This is a genomic window from Tsukamurella sp. TY48, assembly GCF_019656655.1.
GTDB classification, from domain to species: Bacteria; Actinomycetota; Actinomycetes; order Mycobacteriales; family Mycobacteriaceae; genus Tsukamurella; species Tsukamurella strandjordii.
Map to the genome: position 1 here is coordinate 722,878 of NZ_BPMV01000002.1, position 15,306 is coordinate 738,183.

At 71.7% G+C, this 15,306-nt stretch carries 12 protein-coding genes; 2 read left to right on the forward strand and 10 right to left on the reverse strand.

The annotated features are described in order from the left end of the window. Nucleotides 1-48: 48 nt before the first annotated feature. From TTY48_RS19290 to mqo, 8 genes are all read right to left on the reverse strand, one after another. Entirely contained in the window at nt 49-2,361 is a 2,313-nt protein-coding gene (locus TTY48_RS19290; protein WP_220659636.1) for an MFS transporter, read from the reverse strand. 214 nt (nt 2,362-2,575) lie between these two features. Next, the gene (cobA, locus tag TTY48_RS19295) at nt 2,576-3,811 is read right to left on the reverse strand and encodes a uroporphyrinogen-III C-methyltransferase (RefSeq protein WP_220659247.1); all 1,236 of its coding nucleotides are present in this window, start codon (nt 3,809-3,811) and stop codon (nt 2,576-2,578) included. A 30-nt stretch (nt 3,812-3,841) separates the two neighbouring features. After that, nucleotides 3,842-4,447 carry a DUF4822 domain-containing protein gene (locus TTY48_RS19300; protein ID WP_220659248.1) on the reverse strand — a complete coding sequence of 202 codons (606 nt, stop codon included), beginning with the start codon at nt 4,445-4,447 and terminating at the stop codon, nt 3,842-3,844. A gap of 63 nt (nt 4,448-4,510) precedes the next feature. Further along, nucleotides 4,511-5,851 carry a cobyrinate a,c-diamide synthase gene (locus tag TTY48_RS19305; protein WP_220659249.1) on the reverse strand — a complete coding sequence of 447 codons (1,341 nt, stop codon included), beginning with the start codon at nt 5,849-5,851 and terminating at the stop codon, nt 4,511-4,513. Between the two features lie 4 nt (nt 5,852-5,855). Then, on the reverse strand, nt 5,856-6,473 hold the full coding sequence (gene cobO / locus TTY48_RS19310; RefSeq protein WP_220659250.1) for a cob(I)yrinic acid a,c-diamide adenosyltransferase: 618 nt from the start codon (nt 6,471-6,473) through the stop codon (nt 5,856-5,858). 17 nt (nt 6,474-6,490) lie between these two features. Next, nucleotides 6,491-8,353 (reverse strand): VWA domain-containing protein, encoded by a 1,863-nt coding sequence (locus TTY48_RS19315; RefSeq protein ID WP_220659251.1) that lies wholly within the window; start codon nt 8,351-8,353, stop codon nt 6,491-6,493. Next, nucleotides 8,346-8,777: a GNAT family N-acetyltransferase gene (locus tag TTY48_RS19320; protein ID WP_220659252.1), complete on the reverse strand. Its 432-nt coding sequence runs from the start codon at nt 8,775-8,777 to the stop codon at nt 8,346-8,348. The genes TTY48_RS19315 and TTY48_RS19320 overlap by 8 nt, the downstream gene beginning before the upstream one ends. A 3-nt stretch (nt 8,778-8,780) precedes the next feature. Further along, nucleotides 8,781-10,277: a malate dehydrogenase (quinone) gene (mqo, locus tag TTY48_RS19325; RefSeq protein ID WP_220659253.1), complete on the reverse strand. Its 1,497-nt coding sequence runs from the start codon at nt 10,275-10,277 to the stop codon at nt 8,781-8,783. A 134-nt stretch (nt 10,278-10,411) separates the two neighbouring features. Between mqo and TTY48_RS19330 the strand changes: the two genes are divergently transcribed. After that, nucleotides 10,412-11,404 (forward strand): alpha/beta hydrolase, encoded by a 993-nt coding sequence (locus tag TTY48_RS19330; RefSeq protein WP_220659254.1) that lies wholly within the window; start codon nt 10,412-10,414, stop codon nt 11,402-11,404. 14 nt (nt 11,405-11,418) lie between these two features. After that, complete coding sequence (locus TTY48_RS19335; RefSeq protein WP_220659637.1) at nt 11,419-12,816, forward strand: mycothione reductase; 1,398 nt, start codon at nt 11,419-11,421, stop codon at nt 12,814-12,816. A gap of 113 nt (nt 12,817-12,929) precedes the next feature. On the opposite strand, the gene TTY48_RS19340 is transcribed toward TTY48_RS19335, so the two are convergent. Together TTY48_RS19340 and TTY48_RS19345 are read right to left on the reverse strand one after the other, a co-directional pair. Continuing rightward, complete coding sequence (locus tag TTY48_RS19340; RefSeq protein WP_220659255.1) at nt 12,930-13,763, reverse strand: alpha/beta fold hydrolase; 834 nt, start codon at nt 13,761-13,763, stop codon at nt 12,930-12,932. Between the two features lie 11 nt (nt 13,764-13,774). Beyond that, nucleotides 13,775-15,304, reverse strand: a complete 1,530-nt coding sequence (locus TTY48_RS19345) for a cobyric acid synthase (RefSeq protein ID WP_220659256.1) — start codon at nt 15,302-15,304, stop codon at nt 13,775-13,777. Nucleotides 15,305-15,306 lie beyond the last annotated feature (2 nt).

The window sequence follows — 15,306 nt, forward strand, 5'->3', positions numbered from 1 at the left end:
GGAATGCAATCAGAGTGACGATTGGGTCACGAGTGACCAGCGGCCGCGTCAGTCGTCCTCGCGGCGATGCCGGCGAGCGCGGCTGACGCGATCCGCCTGCGCCGACGGCGCCGAATGGTGCATACCGTCCTCGGGCATCGCGTGCCGTCCCCCCTGCCGGGGTGCCGGCGGCACGAACTGGGGCTCGGGTGCCGGCGGCACGAACTGGGGCTCGGGTGCCGGGGCCTGCGGCGGACGCGCCATCGGCTGGCTCGGGCGCTGCACCGGGGCACTCGGTCGGTTCATCTGGCCGCTCGGGCGCCGGATCGGGGCGCTCGGGTGCTGCGGGGCCGACCCCGGGCGAGCGATCGGCCGACTCTGCCGGGGTGCGCCCGGGCGCTGCTGCTGCGGGTCCACCGGGTACTGCGCGCTCGGCGCGGGCCGCGGTGCGGGCGCCGGCCGCGGCGGGACGGCGGGACGCTGCAGATCGGCGCTTTCGCGGCGGATCGGGCCCGACGGTCGCGCGACTCCCGCGAGATCGTCGCCCGGCTGCGAGGTGCGGCGCGGCAGCGGATCACTCGGGTGCGAGTAGGCCTGCTGCGGCTGCGAGGGCCCGACGGGGCGCTGCGGCGGTGCCACGGGCACCTGTGCGGTCGGCGGCTGCGGCTCCTGCGGGCGCTTGATCGCGCGGAAGCGGTCGGTGAAGTACACCGGCTCGGGATCGCCCGGCTGCTCGTTGTAGGCGCGATCGAAGTCCTCGCGCCGGATCGCGGCGAACGATCCGGAGGTGACATCGCCCTCGAGCGGCTCCCAGTCGTCGTCGACGTCGTCCTCTTCGAAGGCCTGCGCCGGGAACGAGGTGGACGGGATCGAGCCGCCGGACTTGTTGGACTCCTGCGCCGCTTGCCCCTCGGCCACCTCTTCGGGGGTGAACCGCATGAAGGGCACCACCACCAGGCCGGCGAGGATGAGGATCGCCGCGCAGGCGATGAACGCCAGGCCGTACCCCGAGGCCAGCGCCTGGCGCTGCGACTCGGTGAGCAGGTCGTGGGTGATCTCACCGGTGGTGGGACCGCCCTCCTTCATGATCCGCGAGGTCACCAGCACCTGCACCGAGGCCAGGCCGATGATGCCGCCCAGGTTCTGGCACACCTCGACCAGCGCCGACATCGGACCGGTCTCGGAGGGACGCACGCCGGCGAGGGCGCAGACGGGCAGCGGGATCATGGCGAAGCCGACGCCGAGGCCGATGATGAAGACCGGGATGCCGATGTACGGGAAGTAGTCGACCGTGGCCGGGTCCCTGGTCATCAGCGTGGGCACGTACAGGCACGGCAGGAAGACGATGAGGCCGCCGATGGCCACCAGCCAGCGGGGCTGGAACTTCAGGGCCAGCTTGCCGGAGATCGGCGCGGAGATGCCCATGCCCACGGCGAACGGGACCAGCGCGAGGCCGGACTGCAGCGGCGTGTAGCCGAGCACCTGCTGGAAGGTCTGCGCCACGTAGAAGCCCAGGGTGGGGATCAGGGCGCCGCACACCAGGATGGCCACCATCGCGGCGACGCGGTTCTTGTTGCGGAACAGCGAGAAGGGCAGGATCGGGTTCTTCGCGGTGCGCTCGACCTGCAGGAAGACCGCAAGGCTCACCACGCAGACGACGGCGGCGATGTACACCGACGGGGACTGCCAGTGCACCTCCGGGCCCATCGTCAGCGCGTACACGCCGGCGACGCAGCCGGTGACGGCGAGAATCGCACCCTTGACGTCGAGCGCGTGCCGGCGCTCGGAGGTGGACTCCTCCAGCGAGACGATCGCGCCGATCACGCAGACGATGCCGATCGGGATGTTGATCCAGAAGACCAGGCGCCAGTCGATGGTGGCGAGCAGGCCGCCGGCGACGAGGCCCGCGACCGAGCCCAGTCCGGCCATGGCGCCGAAGATCGCGAAGGCCTGGTTGCGGGCCTTACCGGGGGCGAAGGTGGTGGCGATCAGCGCGAGCGCGGTGGGACAGGCGATGGCGGCGAAGAAGCCCTGTCCCGCGCGCGCGGCGAGCAGGAGGGCCTCGTTCGGTGCGAAGCCCGTGAGCAGGGAGGCGATGGTGAATCCGGAGACGCCGAAGATGAACATCTTCTTGCGGCCGAAGGTGTCGCCGAGCCTGCCGCCCAGCAGCATGAACCCGCCGAAGGTGAGGACGTAGGCCCCGAACACCCAGATCTTCGCGGCGTCCGAGAGGTGCATCGCGTCCTGGATGCTGGGCATCGCGATGAACACCACGGTGCCGTCCAGCACGGCGAGGAACATCATGCCGGACAGGACCACGATGGCGAGACCGAGAGCGCTTCCCTTGACGCGATACGTCTGCGCCGGGGCCCCGGGGGCCATCGTTGAGGTCATGGGGTCCGAGGCTACCGGTTGGTAGAACTCCGTCGGAAATCAATCATGGTGCTGTTTGAGGCTCATGTTGCGGAAGTGATAGCAATTGCGTGCGGTCTGCACCCATCATCCGCGCCTGTTTTCCCAGTCCAGGGGTCCGATCCGCGGGGCGATCCGGGAGCGTGACCGGCGCCCGTCACAATTGCGGCGACACGCCCGAAAGCTACCCGGCGGCTGGGTTTTCGGACGCGTCCGGTGCCGTGAAACCGGCGACGGGACCCACCACGAGCACGGCGGGCGGCTTCACTTCGGCGGCCGCGGCGTCGGCGGCGATCGTCGCGAGCGTGCCGCGCACGGTCCGTTGCCCGCCGGTGGTGGCGTTCTCGACCACGGCGGCGGGGGTGTCGGCGGACCGTCCGCCCGCGATCAGCGCGTCGGCGATCACGCCGAGCCGCTCGACCGCCATGAGCACCACGACGGTGCCGCGCAGCCGCCCCAGTGCGTCCCAGTCCACCAGGCTGTCGGGGTGGCCGGGCGGCACGTGGCCCGAGACCACGACGAACTCGTGCGTCACGCCACGGTGGGTCACCGGGATCCCGGCGGCCGACGGTGCGGCGATCGAGCTGGTGATGCCCGGAACCACGGTGACGGGGATGCCCTCGGCGGCGAGCGCCTCCAGTTCCTCGTAGCCGCGGCCGAAGACATAGGGGTCGCCGCCCTTGAGCCGCACCACGAACTTGCCCTCCCGGGCGCGGTCGATGAGCACCTGGTTGATCGCCTGCTGCGCCATCGCCCGGCCGTAGGGCACCTTGGCGGCGTCGATCACCTCGACGTTCGGGGCGAGTTCGGCCAGCAGCCGCGGCGGCGCGAGCCGGTCGGCGACCACCACATCGGCCACGGCCAGCAGCGCGCGCCCGCGCACGGTGATGAGGTCGGGATCGCCCGGTCCCCCGCCAACGAGGGCCACGCCCTCGGGTTTGCGGCTCGGGCGCGCGGCCTCGGTGCCGGTGAGGACGGCGCCGAGCGCGTTGCGCACGGCCGCGGACCGTCGGTGATCGCCGGCGGCCAGCACGCCCACCTGCAGCCCGTCGGTCGCCACGGTGGCGGGCGTGACGGCGGTGCCCTCCCGGGCCAGATCGGCGCGGACGCAGAAGGTGCGCTGCGCCTCGGCCTCGGCCACCACCCGGGCGTTGACGTCCGGATCGTCGGTGGCGGCGAGCGCGTACCAGGCGCCGGCCAGGTCGCCGGCGGCGTACTCGCGGCGGTGCCACGTGATGCCGGGCGTGGATTCCACGGCCGGGGTGGCCTCGGGCGCCACCACATGCACGTCTGCCCCCGCTGCGAGCAGCGGGGGCAGACGACGCTGAACCACGGTTCCGGCTCCGATCAGCACCACCTTGCGGCCACGCAGATCCAGTCCGACCAGGTAGGGATCGCGCGCGGGCGTGGCACTCGTCATTCCGGAAAGCCTAGCGAGCGGCTCCGGGAGTTACGCGCGGGGCTCGGCGTGCTTGGTGGGGGTGTGCACGATGTCGTAGTACACGGCCTTGTTGGAGGCGTCCGGGTACACGCGGTAGGTGAACTCGGAGTCGGTGAGCTTCACGATGTCGACCACGCGGCGGTACTGGACCTTGCCCGACTTGTCCTTGGCCACGATGGTGCGGGTCTTGCCGTCGGGCGAGACCGACCAGTCGCCCTGGCCCTTGGCGGTGTCGTCGAGGTTGTAGAGGGTGAAGGTGCCGTCCTTCTTGAAGTAGGCCCACCCGACGTAGTTCTTGACGTTGGCGTCGGTGAGCGCCACCTTCTCGCCCTGGGCGTTCTTCGCGCCGGTGGTCTCCCACGCGGTGGCGGCGAGGGTGGCGGCGGGGGTGCCGGCCTGGACCGGGGTGGGGCGGCTGGACGACGGTGCCGCACTGGGCTTGACCGACGCGCTCGGCTTGACCGACGCGCTGGGCTTGGCGGAGGCGCTGGGCTTGGCGGAGGAGGACGACGATCCGGCACCGGGCGCGGCGTAGGAACCGGCGGCGCAGGCGGAGGTGGTGACGAGGGCGGCGGCGACGGCGGTCACGGCGAGGGTCTTCACGGTCTTGTGCATGCACAGTTCATACCGCACCGGCCGGGCCGAGTCAGCATTGCCGATCGTGGTGAGACGAACTCCTCAGACCACGGCTCTGACCAGGCGTTCGGCGACCTCGGGGTATCCGGCAGGGTGCACGTGCAGATACGAGGAGTGCACGCCCGGTGCCACATGGCCGTCGACCGCGGCGGCGCCGTCACCGTCGCGCCAACCCCAGGCCGGCGTGCTCGACGCGGCGAGGTGCGTGCGGTGGAATTCGTGCCCGGTGACGCGCTCCCCCACCGTGAACAGCGGGCCGGCGGTGAGCGCGACGGCGTCGCGGTAGCCCAGCCGCAGCCGCGGGGTGAAGGTGGCGGCGCCCGGGACCACACCGCACATCGGCACGCCGTCGAGCGTCTCGGCCAGGTACAGCAGGCCCGCGCACTCGGCGTGCACCAGGCCACCGCCCGCGACCAGCGCGCGGATCTGCCCGCGCAACTCCGCGTTGGCGGCCAGTTTCTCGGCGTACACCTCGGGGAAGCCGCCGGGCAGGACGACCGCGGCGGTGGCCTCGGGTAGCGGATCGGTGAGTGGGTCGAACCGGCGGACGACCGCTCCCGCCGCGGCGAGCAGTTCCTCGTGTTCGGCGTAGCCGAAGCTGAACGCCGGACCGCCGGCGAGCGCCACCGTCGGGCTTCCGGCGCGGGTCACCTCGTCGGCCGGGTCCCAGGCGGGACCGTCGGGCACCCGCCGTGCGATCGCCCGGACCAGCGCGACGTCCACGTGCTGCGCGACGAGGTCGGTCATCGCGGCGACGGCGTCGAGCGCGGCGGCGCCGCGTTCGGCGGCGGGGATCAGCCCGAGGTGCCGAGATGGGACATCGAGTTCGGCGGCGCTGGGCACGGCGCCGACGGCCTCGATCCCCGCGTGCGCGCACGCGTCGCGGAGCACGCGCTCGTGGCGGGCGCTGGACACCCGGTTGAGGATCACGCCGGCCACGGACACCCCTGGCCGGTAGGTGGCGAAACCGGCGAGCAGCGCGGCGAGCGACTGGGAGTGGCCGCGCACGTCCACCACGAGGATCACCGGTGCGCCGAGTGATTCGGCGACATCGGCGGTCGAGCCGATGCCCTCGGCACGACCGTCGCCGGTGATGCGGCCGTCGAACAGCCCCATCACGCCCTCGATCACCGCGATATCGGCGTCCGCGGCGCCATGCCGGTACAGGGGCGCCACGCGGTGCTCGCCGCACAGCACGGGATCGAGGTTGCGGCCGGGGCGGCCGGTGGCGAGGGCGTGGTAGCCGGGGTCGATGTAGTCGGGCCCCACCTTGAACGGGGCGACGGTGCCGGTGCGGGCCAGCGCGCCCATCAGCCCGGTGGCGATGGTGGTCTTGCCGCTGCCCGAGGCCGGTGCCGCGATCACGACCGCGGGGGTCACCACACGGTCACCATTCGATGCCCCGCTGGCCCTTACGTCCCGCGTCCATGGGGTGCTTGATCTTGGTCATCTCGGTCACCAGGTCGGCGGCGTCGATGAGCGCCTGCGGTGCGTCGCGGCCGGTGATCACCACGTGCTGGTTGCCAGGGCGGTCGAGCAGGGTGGCGACGACCTCCTCGGTGTCGATCCAGCCCCACTTGAGCGGGTAGGTGAACTCGTCGAGCACGTAGAACCGGTGCTGCTGCGCCGAGAGCCGGCGGGAGATCTCCGCCCATCCGGCGCGGGCGGCCTCGGCGTGGTCCTGTTCGGCGTCGTCGTCGCGGCGCAGCCAGGACCAGCCCTGGCCCATCTTGTGCCATTCGACGGGGCCGCCGGCTCCGGTGCGCTCGTGCAGCTCGTTCAGCGCGAGCATGGTGGCCTCTTCGCCGACCTTCCACTTCGCGCTCTTGACGAACTGGAAGACGCCGATCGGAAAGCCCTGGTTCCAGGCGCGCATGGCCATGCCGAAGGCGGCCGTCGACTTCCCCTTGCCGGGGCCGGTGTGCACGGCGAGCACCGGCTGATTCCGACGCTGACGGGTGGTGAGGCCGTCCTGCGGCACCGATTCGACCTTGCCCTGGGGCACGAGGCGTCTCCTTCGATTCAGGCTGCGCGGGTGGCGTGCGCGAGACCGCGCGGGCCGAGTCCGTCAAGCGGGATCAGTTCTGCGCCTGCGGCGTTCGCTATGCGCGCGGCGAGTCCGAGGCGGACCATCGAGGTCTCGCAGTCCACCACGACGCTCGCGTGCCCGTCCGCGTGCAGGCCGGCGGCGGCGGCCACCGCGCGGGGCAGCGGATCGCGGCCGGCGGTGGCGCGGCCGTCGGTGAGGAGCACCACGAGCGGCCGGCGGGCGTCCGGTCGCAACGCCTCCCGGCGGAGCAGACGTCGCGCCTCGACGATGCCCTCGGCGAGCGGGGTCCGTCCGCCGGTGCGGGCGCGGGCCAGGCGGCCCACCGCCACGTCGACGGACCGGGTGGGCGGCACGAGCAGCGTGGCCTCGGCGCCGCGGAAGCCGATCACGGCCACCTTGTCGCGGCGCTGATAGGCATCCCGCAGGAGCGAGACGGCGGCCTCGCCGACCAGGGCGAGCCGGTCGCGGGCGGCCATCGAGCCGGACAGGTCCACGACGAAGACCACCAGGTTGCCCTCGGTGGCCTCGCGGATCGGCGAGCGCAGGTCGTCGCCGGCCAGGCGGAGCGGTCCGGTGGTGCGGCCGCGCGCGCCCTGCCGCAGGGCGGCGGCGCGCAGGGTGGCCACGAGATGCAGGCCGGTCCCGGTGCCGGCGGGTGCCGCCCGCACCACGCTGCCGCGGTCGGATCGCGCCTTGGAACGGCGACCGGTGGCGCCGCCGGTGCCGAGCCCCGGCACGGTGAGCTTGCCGACGGTGCGGTGCCGGCCGGTGGGGATCGGGGCGCCCTGCGGGGTTCCCCCGTCCGCATCGCCGACCGAATCGGCTGCCGGCGGAGGTGGATCCGAGGGCTCGCCACCGCCGTCGGGGCCGTCGGGATCGGGGTCCGGATCGGGGTCGCTGTCGGCGTCCTGGCGGGCGTCGTCGAAGGCCTGGTCGAGCTCGTGATCGTCGAGGCCCGGCTCGTCGAAGGGATCGCGGCGCTTGCGGTGCGGCAGGGCCAGCGCCGCGGCGATCCGCACGTCGTCCTCGGTGACCTCGTCGGCCCCGCGCCAGGCGGCGTGCGCTGTGGCGGCGCGGGCGATCACGAGGTCGGCGCGCATGCCGTCCACATCGAAGGCGGCGCAGACGGCGGCGATCCGGCGCAGTTCGGCATCGGGGAGCACCACCCGCGGGAGCCGGTCCCGGGCCGCGGAGATCCGTTGCGCGAGTGCGGCATCGTCGGCGGCGTACCGGGCGGCGAACTCCTCGGGATCGGCCTCGAAGGCGAGCCGGCGGCGCATCACCTCGACGCGGGTGTCCACCTCGCGGCTGGCGTGCACGTCCACGGCGAGCCCGAAGCGGTCCAGCAGCTGCGGCCGCAGCTCCCCCTCCTCCGGGTTCATGGTGCCCACCAGGACGAATCGCGCCGGGTACGACCGGGAGACGGCATCGCGCTCCACGCTGACCCTCCCCATCGCGGCTGCGTCGAGCAGGACGTCCACCAGGTGGTCCGAGAGCAGGTTCACCTCGTCCACGTAGAGGATGCCGCCGTCGGCGTCGGCCAGCAGGCCCGGCGTGAAGTCGACGGCGCCCTCACCGAGGGCGCGGTGCAGGTCCAGCGAGCCCACCACGCGGTCCTCGGTGGCGCCGATCGGCAGTTCCACCAGTCGGGCCGGCGATCCGTCTGGGCGGGGCGGCAGCAGCGGTGCGAGCGCCCGCGCCGCAGTGGATTTCGCGGTGCCCTTCTCGCCGCGCACGAGCACGCCGCCGACGGCGGGGGCGATGGCGCACAGGGCGAGAGCGAGGCGCAGCTCGTCGTGCCCCACGATCGCGCTGAACGGGTAGCGGTCAGACATCGGCGGCCCTCCTCATGGGGACGTGCGGGACGCCGTCCTCGACGAACTCGTCCCCGCACACGGCGAAGCCGTACTTGGCGTACATCGGCTCCAGGTGGGTCTGCGCATCGAGCAGTGCTGCGCGAGCGCCGGTCTCGGCGAGAGCGGCCGCCATGAGTCCGCCGATCAGGCCGCGTCCGCGGTGCGACGGTGCCGCGCACACCCGGCCGATCCGCACCACGCCGTTGCCCTCGTCGGTGACCCGGACGGTGGCGACCGCCGCATCGTCCTGCGCGAGCCACAGGTGCACGGTCGACGGGGCGAGGTCCCGGCCGTCCACGTCGAGCCACGGGCTCTGCTGTTCGGCGATGAAGACCTCGGCACGCAGCTTCAGCAACGCGTACAGGGTGCGCGCATCGAGCTCATCGCCGGTGGCGCGGAGCACGGATCAGCCCTGGGAATCTGCCCCGACGCCGGGCGCCAGCTGCAGCGTGCGGTCGGTCCAGTCCCACACCTGCTGGAACAGCGGCTTGTTGTCGTTGAGGGTGGTGCCGTAGGAGGGGATCATCTCCTGCAGCAAGGGCTTCCAGGCCTGCATGTGCTTGGGGAAGCACTTACCGAGCACGTCCAGCATGGCCGGCACGGCGGTCGATGCGCCCGGGGATGCACCCAGCAGGCCGGCGATCGACTCGTCCTTGGCGGCGATAACGGCGGTGCCGAATTCGAGGTTGCCGCCGCCGGGACCCTTGCGGATCACCTGGACGCGCTGGCCGGCGGTGATCAGGTCCCAATCACTGCCCTCGGCGCGGGGCACGAACTCCGAGAGCGTCTTCACGCGGTCGGCGGGCGACTGGGTCAGCTCGCCGATGAGGTACTTGGTCAGGCCCATCTCCTTCATGCCCACGGCGAGCATGGGGATGAGGTTGTTCGGCTTCACCGACATCGGGAGGTCGGTGTACTTGCCGGCCTTGAGGAACTTGGGCGAGAAGCCGGCGTAGGGACCGAACAGCAGGCCCTTGTTCCCGTCGATGACGCGGGTGTCCAGGTGCGGCACCGACATCGGCGGAGCGCCGACCGCGGCCTTGCCGTACACCTTGGCGGCGTGGTTGTCGATGAGCTCGGGGTTGTGGCAGCGGAAGAACTGTCCGGACACGGGGAAGCCGCCGAAGCCCTTGGCCTCCTTGATGCCCGACTTCTGCAGCAGCGGCAGCGCGCCGCCGCCGGCGCCGACGAAGACGAAACGCGCGTCGACGTGGGTGATCTCGAGGGTGCGCTGGTTCTTGACGGTGAGCCGCCAGCCGTCCTTGGTGCGCTTGAGGTTGGTGACCTTGGTGCCGAAGTGCACCGAGCCGCCCTTGCCGATGAAGTTGACCAGCTTCTTGGTGAGCGAGCCGAAGTCGACGTCGGTGCCGCCCTCGTACCAGTTCACGGCGACCGGATCGCCGAAGTTGCGGCCGGCGGCCATGATCGGGAGCCGCTCGCTGAAGGTGGCGGGGTCGGTGAAGTACTCCATGCCCTCGAACAGCGTCTGGCCGGACAGCGCGTCGTAGCGCTTGCGGAGGTACTCGACGTTGTCGGCGCCGTGCACGAAGCTGGCGTGCGGGATCGGGTTGATGAACTCGGAGGGCTTCTCGAGGATGCCGGCGTCCACGGCGTACGCCCAGAACTGGCGCGAGACCTGGAACTGCTCGTTGATCGCGATGGCCTTGCTGATGTCCACGGAGCCGTCGGCGGCCTGCGGCGTGTAGTTCAGCTCGCACAGCGCGGAGTGGCCGGTGCCCGCGTTGTTCCACGGATCGGACGACTCGGCGGCCGCGGCGTCGAGCGCCTCGAAGACCGAGACCGACCAGCTGGGCTCCAGCTTGCGGATCAGGGTGCCGAGCGTGGCGCTCATGATCCCGGCTCCCACGAGCGCGACGTCCGTGGTGATCACGTTACGGGCCATCAGGCTATTCACTCCTCGAGGTGTTTCGCATTCGAGGCCGGGTTGCCAGACCTCGCGTCTGGGCCAGAACCTTACTCCGCGGCGGCGGGCCCACGCGCGGCACGTCGGGTGGCCGCGCTCACTACAGTGATGGCGTGGCGACCACTGAGCTGACCTACTCCCCCGACATCCTCGGCGACGACTACGTCGCGCACACCTTCGACCTGGGGCCCGACCCGGACGGCGAGCCCGGTGGTGACATCGTGGCGACCCTGGTCAAGCATGTTGCAGGCCCGAAGGACCCACAACGCGCTGTGCTGTGGGTGCACGGCTTCTCGGACTACTTCTTCCAGACCGCGGTCGCCGAGTTCTTCGCCGATCGCGGTTACGCCTTCTACGCGCTCGACCTCCGCAAGTGCGGCAGGTCGCTGCGGGACGGGCAGTCGGCGCACTACGCCACCGACTTCAGCGTCTACGACACCGAGCTCGATCTGGCGGTGGCCGCGATCGAGGCCGAGCACCCGGGCCTGGGCGTCGTGGTGGCCGCGCACTCCACCGGCGGGCTCATCACCCCGCTGTGGCTCGATCGCCGCCGCCGCGCGGGACGCACCTCCCCGGTCATCGGCCTGGTGCTCGACAGCCCGTGGTTCGACCTGCAGGGCTCGGCGGTGCTGCGCGAGGTCGCGACACCGGTGGTCAAGCTCATCGGCAAGGCGGTGGGCACCCGCATCGTGCCGGTCGAGGCGGTGGGCGTCTACGGGCAGACCATCCACGCGAGCGAGCACGGCGAGTTCGACTTCGATGTGCGGATCAAGCCGATCGAGGGATTCCCCGTGCGGTTCGGGTGGCTGCGCGCGGTCCGGGTGGCGCACAGCCTGTTGCACCGCGGCCTCGATGTGGGCGTCCCGTCGCTCGTGCTGCGGTCCACGAAGAGCTTCGCGCCCAAGGAGTACAGCCCCGAGGCGGCCCGCGCCGATATCGTGCTGGACACCCGGCAGATCGCGAAGTGGTCGGGCGCCCTGGGTAATCGGCTGACCGTGGTGCCGATCCCCGAGGCCAAGCACGACGTCTTCCTGTCCGAGCAGCCGGCGCGCGATCTGGCGTATGCGGAGCTGCGCGGGTGGCTGGCGCGCGAGATCGAGGCGTGACGATGGGCGAGCAGATCTTCGACCTGGTGATCGTGGGGTCGGGCGCCGGGAACACGATTCCCGACGAGCGCTTCGACGACCGCTCGATCGCCATCGTCGACAAGGGCATGGATTACAACGGCGCCTACGGCGGCACCTGCCTCAACGTGGGCTGCATCCCCACCAAGATGTTCGTGTGGCCCGCCGATGTGGCCGACGAGGCGCGCGACGCGGGGCCCGTGGGCGTGGACGCCGAGATCACCGCGACGCACTGGCCGGCGATCCGCGACCGCGTCTTCGGCCGGATCGACCGGTACGCGGCGGGCGGGCTGCGGTACCGGGTGGACAAGTGCCCCAACATCACCGTCTTCCAGCAGGAGGCGTGGTTCCTGCCCGACTCGGGCGACGGCGTGCACCGCCTGGAGTTGGCGGACGGCACGGTGGTCGCGGGCCGGGAGGTGGTGCTCGCAGCCGGCTCACGCCCGGTGATCCCGCCGGTCTTCGCCGAGGGCACGGCCCCGTTCCACACCAACGACTCGATCATGCGGCTCGACGCGCTGCCGGGACGGGTGATCATCGTGGGCGGCGGCTACATCGCCGCGGAGTTCGCGCACGTCTTCGCCGGACTCGGCGCGGAGGTCACGGTGATCGCGCGCGGTCCGCGCCTGCTGCGCTCGCAGGACGAGTCGATCGCGGAGCTCTTCACCGAGGAGGTCTCGCAGCGCTGGGACGTGCGACTGTCGACCGAGGTGACGGCCACCCGCGCCGTGGGTGACGGCGTGGAGGTCGATCTCACCGACGGTTCGACGGTGGCGGGTGACGTCCTGCTGGTGGCCACCGGCCGCACCCCGAACGGGGACACGCTGGCCACATCGGCCATCGGGCTGGAGCTCGACGACGTGGGCCGCATCCCGGTGGACGAGCATCAGCGCACCCCGGTGCGCGGGGTGTGGGCGCTGGGCGATGTGAGCACGCCCTTCCCACTGCGACACGTGGCCAATCACGAGGCCCGGGTGGTCGCCGAGAACCTGTTGTCCGGGTGGGATGCTCCGGCCGCCACCACTGATCACCGGTTCGTGCCGGGCGCCGTCTTCAGCCGCCCGCAGGTGGCCTCGGTGGGCCTCACCGAGGCCGTGGCCCGGGACCGGGGCATCGATGTGGCGGTGGCGGAGCAGAAGTACTCCGATATCGCCTACGGCTGGGCCATGGGCGATCCCGAGGGCATGTGCAAGCTGATCGCCGACCGCTCGACCGGGTTGTTGGTCGGCGCGCACATCGTGGGGCACCAGGCCTCGGCGCTGATCCAGTCCGCGATCACGGCGATGTCGTTCTCGATCCCCGCGAAGGAGTTCGCGCGCGGCCAGTACTGGATCCATCCGGCGCTGCCGGAACTGGTGGAGAACGCCTTGCTCGGCCTGCACACCGAGCGATAGAGTCATATGCATGAATCACGATGATTTGAATGCACCCGGTTGTTCCAACCCCAACTGCACCTGTGAGAACTGTTCCTGCGGCGACAGCTGCAGCTGCGGCTCCGACAAGTAGGTCAGTTCCGTAGCGTCCGCAGCGCGATCTCCGAGGCCAGGGCCGAGGGGGCGCGCAGCGGAAGCCAATGGTCGCCGTCGGGTACCTCGCTGAGCCGGTAATCGGCCCGCAGGTACCGGGCGGTGCCCCTGGCCTGCGCCTGTCCCGCGATCGCATCGCGGGTGCCCCACACCAGCGTGGTGGGCACCTCGATCACCGGACAGTCCAGGCCCTCGCCACCGGGCACCATGTTCGCCCGGTACCAGTTCAATCCCGCGGTCAGCGTGGCGTTGTTCGCCACCGCGTCGATACCGCCTCCCGGCGCCGTCGCCAGCAGCGTGCGCGCATTGTTGTCGAGCAGCTGCTTCTCCGCCTCCCCCTCGGTGAGGAACAGCTCCAGGTATCGCGACCGCTGCCGCTGGTCCGGATCCGAGGCCATCGCCTCGCCGAAGGCCGACGGGTGCCCGAAGGAGACCGCCGTGAGGCTCATCGCCCGCAACGGGTACGCGGCGGCGAAGTGCCACGCCACGGTGGCGCCCAGCCCGTGCCCCACGAGGTGCGCGTACGGGATCTCCAGCGCATCGAGCACGCCCGCGGCGTCCTCGGCGAGCTGTTTCATCGTGTAGTTGTCGACGCCCTCGGGTCGCGCGCCGGCGCTGTACCCGCGTTGCCGCGGGGCGACGGTGCGCAATCCGGCCTCGTGCAGGCGCTCACGCACCTGGTCGAAGCACTCCTCGGTCTGCGGAAACCCGTGCAAGAGCAGCACGGGAACCCCGTGCTCAGGTCCCCCGACCGAGACGTCGAAGGTCCACGACCCCACGGGAACCTGCACCGTGCTCGGAGTATCGATCGGCATGGTGGATAACGCTAGTCACTGACGATGCGAAGCGGCGGCAGGATGGCCGAAAACACGCCAGACCGTTGCAAAGGTGCGACGATCGCGTCCACATCGCAGTGCTCCTCGATCGCGTCCGCCAGCCGGTCGAGCTGGGCCGATCGCGCACCGTCGTAGCTGGATTCCGGGCCGAGGTCCGTACCGGGGAAGGTGCGGCGCAGGTAGGCACGCCGGAATTCGTCGGCGCCGAACAGCCCGTGCCAGTGGGTGCCGAGGACGGCGCCGTGCAGTGCCCCCTCGGGACCGTCGGGTCCGTCGAGGAGCGGTGCCTCGCCGGTCCGGACGACGGCGCCGTGGTGGATCTCGTAGCCCGTGGCCGGTACGCCGAGGCCGGTGCCCGCCACCGTCCGCACGCACTTGCGGGCGCCGAACTCGATGTCGAGGTCGAGCAGGCCGAGGCCCTCGACGCGGCTGCCCGGCGCGGCCTCGACGCCCGTGGGATCGGTGATGCTGCGGCCGAGCATCTGGTACCCGCCGCAGATCCCGACCACGGGGCGTCCGGCGGCGGCGCGGGCCGCGAGAGCCGCGGCGAGCCCGCGCTCACGCAGCCAGGCGAGGTCGGAGACGGTGGCCTTGGTGCCGGGCAGCACCACGAGGTCGGCGGCGGCCACATCGGCGGGACGGGTGGTCCAGCGGACGGTCACGGCGGGCTCACAGGCGAGCGCCTCGACGTCGGTGGTGTTGGACACCCGGGGCAGGGCGATGGCGGCCACCTGCAGGGCGTCGGCGCGGCGCGATCCGGGGCCCACGAGGTCGGTGCCGAGTGCGGCGAGCGAATCCTCGGCGTCGAGCCACAGGTCGGGCAGGTGCGGCAGCACGCCGAGCGTGGGGCGCTTGGTGATCTCCGCGAGCTGGTCCAGGCCGGGCTCGAGGATCGACGGATCGCCGCGGAACCGGTTGATCAGGAACCCGTAGATGCGGGCCTGATCGGCGGGCGAGAGCACGGCGACGGTGCCGGCCAGGTGCGCCAGGACGCCCCCTCGGTCGATGTCGCCCACCACCAGCACGGGGAGGTCCGCCGCCTGGGCGAGTCCCATGTTGGCGATGTCGGTGGCGCGCAGGTTGATCTCGGCGGGGCTCCCGGCGCCCTCGCAGAGCACCACGTCGAAGTCCTCGCGGAGCGCGGTCAGGGTGGCGGTCACCTCGTCGAGCAGCCAGCGGCGGCGGGTGACGTAGTCCTTCGCGCCGACATCGCCCACGGCGCGGCCGTGCAGCACGAGCTGGGAGCGGCGGTCGCTGCCGGGTTTGAGCAGTACGGGGTTGTACCGGACCGACGGTGCCAGACCGCAGGCGAGCGCCTGCGTCGCCTGCGCGCGGCCGATCTCGCCCGAGGTCCCATCGGGTTCGACAGTGGCCACGGAGTTGTTGGACATGTTCTGCGCCTTGAACGGCGCCACCCGCACACCGTTGCGGGCGAGCAGCCGGCACAGGCCCGCGGTCACGGTGGACTTGCCGGCGTCGCTGGTGGCGCCGGCGATCAGCAGTGCGCCGTGGAGATCCACGC